This is a genomic window from Cedecea colo (assembly GCF_011808225.1).
In the GTDB taxonomy this organism is placed as follows: domain Bacteria; phylum Pseudomonadota; class Gammaproteobacteria; order Enterobacterales; family Enterobacteriaceae; genus Dryocola; species Dryocola colo.
In genome coordinates this window covers 72,637-85,896 of sequence record NZ_SOYS01000001.1, presented here as the reverse complement: position 1 = coordinate 85,896, position 13,260 = coordinate 72,637, and the positions used below count along the sequence as shown (strand labels likewise).

Genomic DNA, 13,260 nt, shown 5'->3' with positions numbered 1-13,260 from the left:
CGCGAGCGAGCTGCTCGCGAAAACGAAAGAGGTTATACCGTGTCCCGTACTATTATGTTGATCCCTACCGGAACCAGCGTCGGCCTGACCAGCGTCAGCCTCGGTGTGATCCGCGCAATGGAACAAAAAGGCGTTCGCCTTAGCGTCTTCAAACCTATCGCTCAGCCACGTACCGGTGGTGATAAGCCTGACCAGACCACCAGCATCGTGCGTGCAAACTCCACCATCCCTGCGGCTGAACCGCTGCGCATGAGCCACGTTGAGACGCTGCTGTCCAGCAATCAACAGGACGTGCTGATGGAAGAGATCATCGCCAACTACCATGCGAGCAGCAAAGACGCTGAAGTGGTGCTGGTTGAAGGCCTGGTTCCTACCCGTAAACACCAGTTTGCGCAGTCGCTGAACTACGAGATTGCTAAAACCCTGAACGCCGAAATCGTCTTCGTCATGTCTTTGGGTAATAACTCCCCGGCGCAGATGAAAGAACGCATTGAGCTGGCCCGTAGCAGCTTTGGCGGCAGCAAAAACACCAATATCACCGGCGTTATCATTAACAAGCTGAATGCCCCGGTTGATGAGCAAGGGCGCACCCGTCCGGATCTGTCCGAAATCTTTGATGACTCCACCAAAGCGAGCATCGCGAATATCGATCCAAAAGAGCTGTTTGCCGACAGCCCGCTGCCGGTTCTGGGCTGCGTGCCGTGGAGCTTCGATTTGATTGCCACTCGTGCAATCGACATGGCTCGCCATCTGGACGCGACCATCATTAACGAAGGCGATATCAAAACCCGCCGCGTTAAATCCGTGACTTTCTGCGCGCGCAGCATTCCGCACATGCTGGAACATTTCCGTCCTGGCTCTTTGCTGGTCACTTCCGCAGACCGTCCGGACGTGCTGGTTGCCGCGTGCCTGGCCGCAATGAACGGCGTCGAGATCGGCGCAATTCTGCTGACCGGCGGCTATGAAATGGACGCGCGTATCAGCAAGCTGTGCGAGCGAGCGTTTGCGACCGGCCTGCCGTTATTTATGGTTGAAACCAACACCTGGCAGACTTCTCTGAGCCTGCAAAGCTTCAACCTTGAAGTGCCGACCGACGACCATCAGCGTATCGAGAAAGTGCAGGAATACGTGGCCAGCCACATTGATGCAGGCTGGATCGAATCCCTGACCGCCGCCTCCGAGCGCAGCCGTCGTCTGTCTCCGCCAGCGTTCCGCTATCAGTTAACCGAACTGGCCCGTAAAGCCGGTAAACGCGTTGTGCTGCCGGAAGGCGACGAGCCGCGTACCGTGAAAGCGGCGGCTATCTGTGCTGAACGTGGTATCGCGACCTGTGTGCTGCTGGGTAACCCGGATGAAATCACCCGTGTTGCTGCGGCTCAGGGCGTTGAGCTGGGCGCGGGCATCGAAATTGTCGATCCAGAAGTAGTTCGCGAAAGCTACATTGCCCGCCTGGTTGAGCTGCGTAAGAGCAAAGGCATGACCGAAGCGGTTGCCCGTGAGCAACTGGAAGACAACGTGGTTCTCGGCACCCTGATGCTGGAACAGGACGAAGTCGATGGCCTGGTTTCCGGTGCGGTTCACACCACGGCGAACACCATTCGCCCACCGTTGCAGCTCATCAAAACTGCACCGGGCAGCTCCCTGGTTTCTTCCGTCTTCTTCATGCTGCTGCCTGAACAGGTTTACGTTTACGGCGACTGCGCGATTAACCCGGACCCAACCGCAGAGCAGCTGGCAGAAATCGCTATTCAGTCTGCGGACTCTGCTACCGCATTTGGTATCGAACCACGCGTAGCGATGCTTTCCTACTCCACCGGCACGTCTGGCGCAGGTAGCGACGTTGAGAAAGTGCGCGAAGCAACCCGTATCGCGCAGGAAAAACGCCCGGATCTGGTTATCGATGGCCCATTGCAGTACGACGCAGCGGTAATGGCAGACGTAGCAAAATCCAAAGCGCCAAACTCCCCTGTTGCGGGCCGTGCGACCGTGTTCATCTTCCCGGATCTGAACACCGGCAACACCACTTACAAAGCGGTGCAGCGCTCTGCGGACCTGATCTCTATCGGGCCAATGCTGCAGGGTATGCGTAAACCAGTTAACGACCTTTCCCGTGGCGCGCTGGTAGACGATATCGTGTACACCATCGCTCTGACAGCGATTCAGTCTTCTCAGCAAGACTAAGTCCCGTTGGACAGCAAAAAGGCCGCATAAATTTGCGGCCTTTTTGCTTGCTGACCAAGAAGGAAAAAGCGTTGTTTTTCCTTCTTGGTGGTTATCAGCCGAAAGTCAATCCATTGATTTTTCATACTTTTTATTCGGTGATATACGTTCAATCTGTGCTGGTTGAGCGTTTGTCATCAGACTGAAAGGCCGCATAACGCGGCCTTTTCTTTTTTGCAATTACAGCAGTTCCTGCGCCGCCTTTACAATATCGCCAGCCGTCAGGCCATACTCTTTTTGCAAATAGTCCTGCGTCCCTACCTGACCGTAGCGCTCTTTCACCCCCACGCGCCGCATTGGCACCGGGCACGTCTCTACCAGCACTTCCGCCACCGCCGACCCAAGCCCGTTGTGAATACTATGATTTTCACAGGTCACGATTCGCCCGGTTTTCTCGGCGTAGTTTTTCACCAGCATGCGGTCGATGGGCTTGAGGGTAAACATATCGATTACCGCAGCTTTAACGCCCTGCTCCGCCAGTATTTCTGCTGCTTTCAGCGCTTCTGCCACCATGATCCCATTGGCGATAAGCGTGATATCCTCGCCGTCGCGCAGCACGTTGCCTTTGCCGATGGTAAATGTCGCGCCCTCTTCGTAAATCTTCACCGCCTGTTTGCGGATGGTGCGTACCCAGTAGAAGCCCTCAAGCGTCATCAGCTGGTTCAGGATCTCCTTAAACATCGTCGCATCCGTTACCTCCAGCACTACGGAATTCGCCAGCCCGCGCACGATGCCCATATCCTCAAACGACATATGGGTGCCGCCGTTATGGCAGGCCGTCACTCCCGCATCCGAAGCGATGACCTTTACATTGTTACGCTGATAGTCCAGCGACATAAACAGCTGATCGAAGCAGCGACGGCTGGCAAACGCGGTGAAGGTGTGGACGAACGGTTTACGCCCGGTAAGCGACAGTCCGGCCGCCACGCCAATTACGTTCGCCTCCATAATGCCGCAGTTGATCACCTGTTGCGGGTAGTCACGCTGCACGCTGTCCATCGCCATCGAGCTCATCAGGTCCGCTTCCAGCGCGATAATCTCGCTGCCACTGGCAATCTGCTGCTGTACAAAGCCCGCGTAGACCTTACGCATCTCTATACTGTCAATTGTCATCTGTCGCCTCCAGCCGTGTGATGGCCTGTTCCAGCGCCTGTTTTGAGGAATCCGTCAGGCGGATGTGGTGTGAATTGCTAAGCTGCTCCAGGTACGGCACGCCCTGCCCTTTAATGCTGTCAAGGATCACCGCCAGCGGGCGTTCCTCTCTTCCCCGGACAGGCTTCACCGCCTCCAGCAGCCCGCTGATGTCGTCTCCTTTCACCGTTTGCACGTCGAAACCGAAAGAGTTAAATTTCCCTTCCAGATCAAACGCGCAGATGATTTCGTCCAGCTCGCCGTCCAGCTGCTGCTTGTTCCAGTCGATAAATACGGTGAGGTTGCTGAGCCGGTGGTGTGCGATAAACTGAAACGCCTCCCAGCACTGGCCTTCGTTAAGCTCGCCGTCACCAACGATGCAGAACACGCGATTGCCACGCCCGGCAAGCTTATGTGAAAGCGCCATGCCGGCAGCAATAGAGATACCCTGTCCGAGCGAGCCGGTCGTGGCATCTACACCGCGTGTTTTCAGGCGGTCGGGATGGCTTGGCAATCGGGTGCCGTTTTCGTTTAGCGTCGAAAGCTGCTCAACCGGGAAATAGCCCTTAAGCGCCAGCGTGCTGTACAGCGCCGGGCCCGCATGCCCTTTCGACAGTACGAAGTAGTCCCGCTCCGCCCAATCCGAGTCACCCGGATCGATACGCATCACATCGCCATACAGGACCGCCAGCGTCTCCACCACCGACATGCTGCCGCCGTAGTGCCCAAAGCCGAGCTGGGTTAACGCCTTTAGCGTTTCCACGCGAATATTGCGCGCAAGCGCCGTTATCTCTGCCAGGTTACTCATTATTTCGTCCCCGTATCGTTTTCAGTTTGTGCCGCCGTCTGGCCCTTGTTTTTGCCCAGATAGTTAAAGCCCACCAGTATCACGAACACGCCAACAACCAGTGCGGTGATCCCGACCGGAGACATAAAGCGCGCCAGGTTGCCCAGCACGATACCCACCACGCCAAAGTCCGCATCTGAGAAGGTCGTGTTAGCAAAGCCCAGCGCGCCCAGCACCGGCAGCAGCAGAACGGGCAGGAAGGTGATCAGCAGCCCGTTGGCAAACGAGCCAAGCATGGCGCCGCGTCGCCCTCCGGTCGCGTTACCGAACACGCCCGCCGTAGCGCCGGTAAAGAAGTGCGGCACCACGCCGGGCAGAATCAGCACCAGCTTCATTTGCCCAAGCAGGAATAATCCCACCAGCCCACCGAGGAAGCTGAAAAGAAAGCCAATCAGCACGGCATTAGGCGCATAGGGATAGACGACCGGACAATCCAGCGCCGGACGCGCGTTCGGCACCAGCTTTTCCGAAAAGCCGGTAAACGCCGGGACGATTTCCGCCAGAATCAAACGCACGCCTTGCAGAATGATGAACACGCCAGCGGCGAAGGTAATCGCTTGAATAATGGAATAAACCAGGAAGTTCTGCCCGCCGCTAAGCTGGCTTTCGACATAGTCTTTACCCGCGCAAACGGCAAGGATTATGTAAATGACGATCATCGTCAGCGAAATGGAGATGGAGCTGTCACGCAGGAAGCTCAGGTTCTTCGGCAGATTCATCTCTTCCGTTGAACGCGATCCCTTGCCGCATTTGCTGCCGATCCATCCTGACAGCACATAGCCCAGCGTGCCGAAATGCCCGAAGCCAATATCGTCCGTACCGGTGATCCGCCGCATGTAACGCTGCGCAATCGCCGGGAAGAACGCCATAATCAGCCCGAGGATCAGCGACCCGGTGAACACCAGCGCCACGCCTTCAAATCCGGCGACGGTGAGGATCACGCTAATCATGCAGGCCATATAGAAGGTGTGGTGGCCCGTCAGGAAGATGTATTTCAGGCGTGTAAAGCGTGCGACGATAATATTCGCCACCATGCCGAACGCCATGATCAACGCCGTGGACGCCCCGTATTTTTCCAGCGCAATAGAAACGATGGCTTCATTATTGGGAATAATCCCCTGGATATTAAAGGCATGTTCAAACATACCGCCCAGAGGGTTTAACGAGCTGACTAAAACCGTTGCCCCACCGCCCAGAACAATAAAGCCTAATACCGTTTTAATGGCGCCTTTCACCACATCAGAAAAAGACTTCCTTTGCGCAACGAGGCCAATCAAAGCAATTAACCCAACCAGAATGGCGGGCACTTTCAGAATATCAACTATAAAATTAAGCGTTTCCAGGATAAACATATCCACCTCGCCATTTCAGGATTAACGGTTAGCAAAATAAGCGCTGAGCTTATTTTCCAGTTCGTTGATATCAATAATATTGGTGAGCACTATCAGCTTGCTGTCCGGCACGCTGGCGCTGTCGGCAATGTCTTTCGCCATCACAAACAGGTCTGCCGCCCCGGGCGTTGCGGAAGACAAGTCAGAGTGTTCAACCTCCGCCTCGATATTCATTTTTTTAAGCGCTTTTTTAATATTCATCTCGACCATAAAACTGCTGCCAAGACCCGAACCGCAGATAGCCATAATTTTCATTATTCTTTCCTTTTATTAGGTAGCGTACAGCCGCACCGCATTTAAAATGCAATGTAGAGTTTCAGAGTTGAAAACGGGATCAGTAACGATTAATTATATTTTTAATAGCCTCCACGGTTATCGCCTTATGCAGTAATTGCATATCCTCGTCGTTAGAAAATAATTCCGCCAGCGCGGATATCGTTTCAATATGGCTGTGGCTATCGGGTGCGGCGAGCATAATAATTACATCGACCGGATCGTTATCCGCAGATTCAAAATTCACGCCCTTATCGAGTTTCAGCAGGGATAATCCCAGCCCCAGCGCCCCTTCTTCCGGGCGGGCATGGGGCATCGCCAGGCCGGGCGCGAGAACATAATACGGGCCGAGCAAGCGATGCTGCCGCATGATGGCGGTGAGATAGTCCGGCGTGATGACTTTCGCCGCCAGCAGAGGCTGCGCGCAAATTTCCAGCGCCTGCGTCCAGCTACTGACCGCCTCCCGCACGTTGATGGTGCCATCGTGTAACCAGCGATTGAGCACGTTGTTCTCCTTTTGGTTTTGAAACGGGCCAGTAAGATGGGCAAACTTTATTCAACGCCTCACCTTCTGACAGTGATGATAGTCACAAAGATAGCGCTACCAAAAACAATCATGCAAATTTGTGATAGCGCTATCAGAACGCAATCATTAGATGAAATCTCGCCGACCAGGCGGATTTACAGCGTATACTTGAATACTATTTCCCCTGTAGATTCAGGGATGAAGATGTCATAACAACGATATAAACAGGCATAACCATGTCCATTACCCGAAAGCGACGAAGTACAGGGAAGGTCACGCTTGCCGATGTGGCCCAGCTGGCTGGAGTCGGCACCATGACCGTATCGCGCGCCCTTCGCACCCCGGATCAGGTCTCAGACAAACTACGAGAGAAAATAGAAGCCGCCGTAACCGAGCTGGGCTATATGCCCAATCTGGCCGCCAGCGCGCTGGCTTCGGCTTCGTCCTATACCATTGCGATGGTGGTGCCAGGCCTTGCCGAGTCTGGCTGCACCGAAATGTTTGCCGGCCTGCAGCAGGTGCTGCAACCGGCGGGCTACCAGATAGTGCTGGCGGAATCGCAGCACCGGCTGGAACAGGAAGAAAAGCTGCTTGAGACGCTGCTAACCTCCAACCTGGCAGCAGCGATTCTACTCAGTGCGGATCACAGCGATACCGTACGAAACTGGCTGACCCACGCCAGTATTCCGGTGCTGGAAATTGGCGCAACGCGTGAAGATCCTATCGATATGAATATCGGTATTGATAACGTTGCGGCGATGTTTGAGCTGACTGAAATGCTCATTAAACGCGGTTATCAGAATATCGGCCTGCTGTGCGCCAGGCAGGAACAGTGGATTTTTCAGCAGCATCTTCAGGGCTGGTACAAGGCGATGTTACGCCATCATATGTCGCCCAACCGGGTTATTAACGCCGCCGCGCCGCCGGTTTTTTCCACCGGTACTGCTCAGCTACCCGAATTTTTGCTCGCCTGGCCGGAGCTGGATGCGCTGGTCTGCGTGTCCGACGAGCTGGCCTGCGGAGCGCTGTATGAATGCCAGCGTAGACGCATTAAGGTCCCGGACGATCTGGCGGTTGTTGGCTTCGGCGACAGCGACGTGAGCCGCGTGTGCCAGCCTGCGCTTACCACCATCGCGGTGCCGCACCGTAAGATTGGCATTGAAGCAGGACGGGCGCTGCTGGCAAGGATTAACGATGAGCCGTGGGATGCAAACCCGACGATTGCCTCATCGTTGTGTATCAGGGATAGCTGCTAAGCTACCGGGCCGCGCAAACTACGGCGGATAACGCACGCTTATCCGCCCACCAGAAACGCCTCTCTTTCCCCACCAAAATCTCTCCTAATCTGCAGTCAATCACAAAATAAACAGCGCTTTTTCGCCCGTTCTTGACAACCTAAAGGCGTAATGGCAAACCAGCTTCACCGATTGAGCAAATGTAATTGCAATGCTAATAAAAAGCTTCGTTTTGATTTCTTAACGTTAAAACATAACCTCTGCCGCCGTGAGTAACCCGTGAGGCGGTCATCATGTTCGAGTCAGCGAGGAACAGAAAAATGCGTTACCCTACCATGTTCAAAGCATCTCTTATGGCCGTAGTTGGTTTTACCGGTCTGGCGCAGGCGCAGGACGCTGCGACCGTCGCTTTTTTAATGCCCGACCAGGCCTCAACCCGTTACGAACAGCATGATTTTCCCGGCTTTAAAGCGGAAATGAATAAGCTATGTCAGCAGTGCCAGGTCATTTACCAGAACGCTAACGCCAACGCATCATTGCAGCAGCAGCAGTTTAACTCTGCGATTGCGCAAGGCGCGAAAGTGATAGTGCTGGACCCCGTTGATTCCTCCGCTGCGGCAGGTCTGGTCGAAATCGCCCACTCGCAGGGAGTAAAAGTGATCGCTTACGATCGCCCAATTCCCGACAAACCGGCAGATTTCTATATCTCTTTTGATAACGAAGGTATTGGTTACGCGATTTCCACTTCGCTGGTCGAGCACCTTAAAGCGACGAAGGTTCCTGCCGGAGCGGGCGTGCTTGAAATCAATGGTTCACCAACGGATGCCGCCGCGGGGCTTATTCGCGATGGTATTCACCGCGGGCTCAAAGATTCCGGCTATAAAACGCTGGCTGAGTTCGATACGCCTGAATGGGCACCGCCTAAAGCGCAAGAGTGGACTGCGGGCCAAATCACCCGCTTTAGCGACCAGATCAAAGGCGTAGTTGCCGCGAATGACGGTACGGGCGGCGGCGCTATTGCCGCATTTAAAGCAGGCGGCGTACAGCCTATTCCTCCGGTTACGGGCAACGACGCCACTATCGCCGCCTTGCAGTTAATTATTTCCGGCGACCAGTACAACACTATTTCTAAACCTTCGGAAATCGTTGCCGCCGCCGCGGCGAACGTCGCCGTGCAGTTAATTAACGGGCAGACGCCAAAAGCAAGCTCCACCCTCTATAACACGCCGTCGCAACTGTTTGTTCCGGCAGTTATTACGGCCAAAAATATCAAGGCGGAGATATTCGACAAGAAAATTCAGACGCCGGAGCAGGTCTGTAGCGGTGAGTATCAGCAGGCCTGTAAAAAACTGGACATTAACTGACTAAGCAACGAGTAGTGCGTCCGTAGCCTGTCTGCGGACGCACAGAATATATAAAGGTTCTGGCTATGTTAACAGTAGATAACCTCGCACCCCGCACGGAAAAACCGCTGCTTAAATTAAGCAAAGTCTCTAAAAATTTTGGTGCCGTTTCGGCTCTGACGGATATCGATCTCGACGTCTATGCAGGCGAGGTTGTCGCTTTAGTCGGGGATAATGGCGCAGGGAAATCTACGCTGGTCAAAATATTAGCCGGCGTGCATCAAGCTTCTTCCGGCACGATTGAGTTTGAAGGTGAAAAGATAACCCTCGACAGCCCGGGCAAGGCGCTGGAATACGGCATTTCTACCGTCTTCCAGGATCTGGCGTTATGCGAAAATCTGGACGTGGTGGCAAATCTGTTTCTCGGTCACGAGCTGGCGGCCTGGCAATTAGATGAGGTGACAATGGAAGTCCGCGCCTGGACGCTGCTCAAAGAGCTGGCGGCGCGGATCCCTTCGGTACGCGAGCCGGTCGCCTCTTTATCCGGCGGTCAGCGTCAAACCGTCGCCATTGCACGCTCGCTGCTGCTGAATCCGAAAATAATTATGCTGGATGAACCTACCGCCGCTCTTGGCGTCGCGCAAACCGCAGAGGTGCTCAACCTTATTGAGCGCGTACGCGAGCGCGGGCTGGGCGTGATTATTATCAGCCATAATATGGAGGATGTGCGGGCCGTGGCGGACCGTATCGTCGTGTTACGTCTGGGCCGCAACAAAGGTATCTTCACGCCGGAAGCAACCAATCAGGATTTAGTTGCCGCGATAACCGGGGCGACAGAGAACGCCGTATCACGTCGGGTGGAAAGAAAAACGCAGGAAACTATGCCGGGGGCGCGCTGACAGATGAATACGACCACAAAAAAACCGCTCAATCCCGAAACAATGTTAGATCGCAGCGATGAACGCGTTCAGCATCAGGATACTATTTTCGGCCTGCTGCGCGGCTACATTAATCGCATTAAGACCGGTGACTTAGGGATGATACCGGTCGTGCTGGGCCTTATCATTATCTCCGCGGTCTTTACCGTGCTTAACCCCGTTTACCTGGCCCCGAATAACCTCGTCAATATGCTCTTTGACTGCGCCACGGTCGGCTTTATTTCACTGGGCATCGTCTGCGTACTGCTGCTGGGGGAGATAGATCTCTCGGTAGGTTCGATGAGCGGCCTGGCTTCAGCCATCATTGGCGTGCTGTGGGTTAATCAGGGCTGGCCCGTTATGGGCGCAATAGCCGTCGCGCTCGCGGTTGGCGCGCTCGTCGGCCTGCTTTATGCCGAACTTTACAGCCGTTTAGGTATGCCAAGCTTCGTGGCCACGCTTGCCGGGCTTCTGGCGCTGTTGGGGATGCAGCTTTATATTCTTGGGCCGTCGGGCAGCATTAACCTTCCCTACGTTTCTCCGCTGGTTCGCTTTGGTCAGGTTCTGGTTATGCCCGGCTGGCTGGCGCATATTTTTGCGCTGCTACCCGGCGTCGTCATGCTTGCGCAAGGATTACGCACCCGCGTCCGGCGGGCAGAGGTAAATCTCTCCTCCGAACCCCTCAGCGCGCTGTTGATCCGCAGTATTTTTATGACTGCCGTATTTGAATTCATAGTGTTTTATCTCAACACCGGCCGCGGCGTTCCGTGGATTTTCGGCCTGTTTATCCTGGTGGTGGTGATACTCAACTATGCGCTCAAGCGAACTAAATGGGGCCGGTCGATGTTTGCGGTTGGCGGTAATCGCGAAGCCGCTCGCCGCTCGGGTATCAACGTGCGGGGCATTTACGTCAGCGCATTTATGATTTGCTCGATGCTCGCCACCACCGGTGGGATACTTGCCGCTTCCCGGCTGGCGTCGGCCAGTCAGCAAGCCGGAACGGGAGATGTTAATTTAAACGCCATCGCCGCGGCGGTAATTGGCGGCACCAGCCTGTTTGGCGGACGGGGCAGCGCATACTCCGCTCTGCTGGGCATCGTTGTTATCCAGTGTATTTCCAACGGCCTGACGCTGCTTAATCTGCCTTCGTCATTGCGATACATGATAACCGGCGGCGTGCTGGCGATTGCCGTTATTGTGGATTCGATGGCCCGACGCTCGCGCGTGAGCCACGGCCGCGCCTGATGTATAAGAAACAGGAAGCGCAGAAATTCGGGTCAGCAGACCGCTTACTCTCCCGGAATGCTTTCTGCGCTTCCATGTTGGTCAGCAACTGCCGGCGAGCACCGGCTGCATGGCATAAATGAGTTCGTTAAGCGTTGCGTAGCGCCCTGCCGCCGCCGAAAATTTTGCCTCATGATAATCAGGGGCAACGACAAAAGTTTTTATCCCGGCCCGATGAGCGGCAATAAATCCGTTCAGGCTGTCTTCAATCACCAGACACTCACCGACTTCCAGGCCCAGTTTGCGCACGGCAGTAAGGTAGACGGCGGGATGTGGTTTGCCAGAATGTTCATCGTCAGCGCTGCAAACCACGTCAAAACATTTCCATAGCGCCAGCCTGTCAAACACGGCCGCAATAATCTGCCGGCTGGATGAGGTCGCCAGCGCCATGCGATAGCCTTTAGCCTGGAAAAAGCGTAAAGCCTGGTACAGCCCGCTCATCGCCATACCCCGGCTTCTGACAGACCCGCAAACCTGCGCAACGATTAGCTCCTCGAGCCGCTGCGGCTGGATCCTCAGAGAGTATCTTTCGCCCCAGATGCGCGCGATTTCATCGATACGCTTGCCTTTCGTGTACCTTTCGCATTCCTGCGCGGTGATGGGTATCCCAAAACCCGCAAGCACCTCAATTTGCGAATCCTGCCAGAAGCCTTCGGAATCAATAATGACGCCGTCCATATCAAAAATAACCGCCTGCACGTTCATTGCCGTTCCATCTCTCTTTAAGGCTGGCGTTGCGCCAGCCGTCATCTTATTACGATGCTCTGACCGTCGCTTTTGCAGCGTCGGCGGCATAACTCTCAAAGCCCGGCTGTTCGACACGGATAAAGTGGCACAGGAAGAAGGCGATGATGTACAGCGTGGTGTAGGCAATAACAACGCCGATGGTGCTGAAATAAGGTAACAGAACAACCGCAATAGCCGGAGCAAGGAAGTTGGACAGGCCCGCAGAGAGGTTATAGACCGAAATAGCCGCCCCTTTGTGGCGGGGTTCCAGCGCCGGGAATACCGCCGCCATCGGCACAAACGCCGCGACAAAAATCCCCAGCGAGACTGCCGGCAGCAACGCCATCGCAAAATTATGCCCAAAGTGCTGCGGCACGTAGTAGAACGCCAGGCTGGAGAGCGCCATCCCTATGCAGCCGAACCAGCGAACCACCCGCATCCAGCCCATTTTTTCGGCCACGATGCCCCAGAAAATATTGGAGAAAATGGTCGTAAAGAAGAATACCGCCCACACCTGTAACCATTCGGAAGTGGTGAAGCCCAGCTCATCCACGAACATCAGCGGCATAATCACCGCAAAGCCGAACAGAGAAAGGGTATTGATGATACGCACCATGCTCGAAAACATAATGCTGCGGTTGGTATACAGCAGGGTAATGGCGCGGCTCAGCTCATTAAATTTCTCGCGGGTGGTGAGGTTGTGCATATGTGTCGGGGTATGCACCTTACGCAGCGAGATCATCGCAATCAGCCCGCCGGACAGGCAGAAGAACAACGCCATCCACAGCGTACCCAGTTCGCCGACAAGCGGAATAGTAAAGCTGGGAATATAGCTGCCCGCCACGCCGATGCCGATGGAATACACCGCCCAGTACCAGCCAAGCGCCGAGCTGGCATTTTCGCTCTTCACGTTATGGATAATCACCACGATGAAAGAGTAAAGGAATAACGGGTAGGCAAACCCGCGGATACCGTAAAACAGCAGGATCAGCGGATAGTTTGCGTGTCCCAGGCCGAAGACCAGGAACAGAACATGAAAAACACACCACAGCACAAAACCGATAAACATGGTCTTCTGTGGCGTAATAATTTCAGCCACCACGCCGGAAACCCAGGCGGACAGCGCCGCGGCCAGGCCATACAGCGTGAAAGCAAAAGAAGCCTGCGCAGGAGAGAACCCCAGCTCTTTGATGTAGTGGGATAAGAATGCCAGCTCGAAGCCGTCACCGGTCATAAACACGGCGATAGCGATGTAACCCCACAGCAGGTGTAGCGGTAATCCAAACCACTGTTTATTAGCAACAGACATAGTGACCTCGTTTATTGTGTACAGGGGTATACCCCGGCCGTAGCCGGGAGTATTTTTT

At 54.7% G+C, this 13,260-nt stretch carries 12 protein-coding genes; 5 read left to right on the top strand and 7 right to left on the bottom strand.

Annotation, left to right across the window (positions count from 1 at the left end; genetic code table 11):
- The first annotated feature begins 39 nt into the window (after positions 1-39).
- Positions 40-2,181: a phosphate acetyltransferase gene (gene pta / locus E2L00_RS00420; protein ID WP_167605522.1), complete on the top strand. Its 2,142-nt coding sequence runs from the start codon at positions 40-42 to the stop codon at positions 2,179-2,181.
- A 219-nt stretch (positions 2,182-2,400) separates the two neighbouring features.
- On the opposite strand, the gene E2L00_RS00415 is transcribed toward pta, so the two are convergent.
- From E2L00_RS00415 to E2L00_RS00395, 5 genes are all read right to left on the bottom strand, one after another.
- On the bottom strand, positions 2,401-3,333 hold the full coding sequence (locus tag E2L00_RS00415) for a transketolase family protein (RefSeq protein ID WP_167605520.1): 933 nt from the start codon (positions 3,331-3,333) through the stop codon (positions 2,401-2,403).
- Complete coding sequence (locus E2L00_RS00410) at positions 3,323-4,159, bottom strand: transketolase (RefSeq protein ID WP_167605518.1); 837 nt, start codon at positions 4,157-4,159, stop codon at positions 3,323-3,325. Before E2L00_RS00410 ends, E2L00_RS00415 begins: the two co-directional genes overlap by 11 nt.
- Complete coding sequence (locus E2L00_RS00405) at positions 4,159-5,550, bottom strand: PTS ascorbate transporter subunit IIC (protein WP_167607474.1); 1,392 nt, start codon at positions 5,548-5,550, stop codon at positions 4,159-4,161. Before E2L00_RS00405 ends, E2L00_RS00410 begins: the two co-directional genes overlap by 1 nt.
- Before the next feature lie 21 nt (positions 5,551-5,571).
- Positions 5,572-5,844: a PTS sugar transporter subunit IIB gene (locus tag E2L00_RS00400; RefSeq protein ID WP_167605516.1), complete on the bottom strand. Its 273-nt coding sequence runs from the start codon at positions 5,842-5,844 to the stop codon at positions 5,572-5,574.
- 79 nt (positions 5,845-5,923) lie between these two features.
- A complete protein-coding gene (locus E2L00_RS00395) occupies positions 5,924-6,367 on the bottom strand; it encodes a PTS sugar transporter subunit IIA (protein WP_167605514.1) in 444 nt (147 codons plus the stop codon).
- Positions 6,368-6,624: 257 nt separating this feature from the next.
- Here E2L00_RS00395 and E2L00_RS00390 point away from each other — a divergent pair, with 257 nt between their 5' ends.
- From E2L00_RS00390 to E2L00_RS00375, 4 genes are all read left to right on the top strand, one after another.
- Positions 6,625-7,644 (top strand): LacI family DNA-binding transcriptional regulator, encoded by a 1,020-nt coding sequence (locus E2L00_RS00390; protein ID WP_167605512.1) that lies wholly within the window; start codon positions 6,625-6,627, stop codon positions 7,642-7,644.
- Positions 7,645-7,943: 299 nt separating this feature from the next.
- Positions 7,944-8,987, top strand: a complete 1,044-nt coding sequence (locus tag E2L00_RS00385; RefSeq protein WP_167605510.1) for an ABC transporter substrate-binding protein — start codon at positions 7,944-7,946, stop codon at positions 8,985-8,987.
- A 65-nt stretch (positions 8,988-9,052) separates the two neighbouring features.
- Positions 9,053-9,865 (top strand): ATP-binding cassette domain-containing protein, encoded by an 813-nt coding sequence (locus tag E2L00_RS00380; RefSeq protein WP_167605508.1) that lies wholly within the window; start codon positions 9,053-9,055, stop codon positions 9,863-9,865.
- 3 nt (positions 9,866-9,868) lie between these two features.
- The gene (locus E2L00_RS00375; protein ID WP_167605506.1) at positions 9,869-11,128 is read left to right on the top strand and encodes a sugar ABC transporter permease; all 1,260 of its coding nucleotides are present in this window, start codon (positions 9,869-9,871) and stop codon (positions 11,126-11,128) included.
- A gap of 81 nt (positions 11,129-11,209) precedes the next feature.
- Here E2L00_RS00375 and E2L00_RS00370 read toward each other — a convergent pair whose 3' ends face one another.
- Both E2L00_RS00370 and E2L00_RS00365 read right to left on the bottom strand, forming a co-directional pair.
- Positions 11,210-11,872, bottom strand: coding sequence for an HAD family hydrolase (locus E2L00_RS00370; protein ID WP_167605504.1), 663 nt, complete (start codon positions 11,870-11,872; stop codon positions 11,210-11,212).
- A 49-nt stretch (positions 11,873-11,921) separates the two neighbouring features.
- Complete coding sequence (locus tag E2L00_RS00365; RefSeq protein WP_167605502.1) at positions 11,922-13,202, bottom strand: RbtT/DalT/CsbX family MFS transporter; 1,281 nt, start codon at positions 13,200-13,202, stop codon at positions 11,922-11,924.
- Between the last annotated feature and the right edge of the window lie 58 nt (positions 13,203-13,260).